The organism is Psychrobacter sp. 4Bb (genome assembly GCF_002836735.1).
Lineage (GTDB): Bacteria > Pseudomonadota > Gammaproteobacteria > Pseudomonadales > Moraxellaceae > Psychrobacter.
Window position 1 is genome coordinate 1 of the sequence record NZ_PJAS01000032.1, and the last position, 239, is coordinate 239.

Consider the following 239-nt stretch of genomic DNA (forward strand, 5'->3'; position numbering starts at 1 on the left):
TCTGTGTCATATTCTACGTGTGAGGTGTTGATGGTGATACCACGTGCTTTTTCTTCTGGTGCTGAGTCAATAGACGCGTAGTCTTTGGCTTCGCCACCAGAGGTGATTGCAGCTACGGTTGCGATTGCAGCGGTAAGGGTTGTTTTACCATGGTCAACGTGTCCGATTGTACCGACGTTGACGTGTGGCTTGTTACGTTCAAACTTGGCCTTTGCCATGGGTATTTCCTCTTTTTTTGG

1 protein-coding gene is annotated in these 239 nt (G+C 48.1%); it reads right to left on the minus strand.

All coding sequences use genetic code 11. The features are described 5' to 3' along the window. On the minus strand, window positions 1-218 hold a 218-nt coding region (locus CXF60_RS00645), incomplete at its 3' end, for a GTP-binding protein (RefSeq protein WP_228706993.1). Between the last annotated feature and the right edge of the window lie 21 nt (window positions 219-239).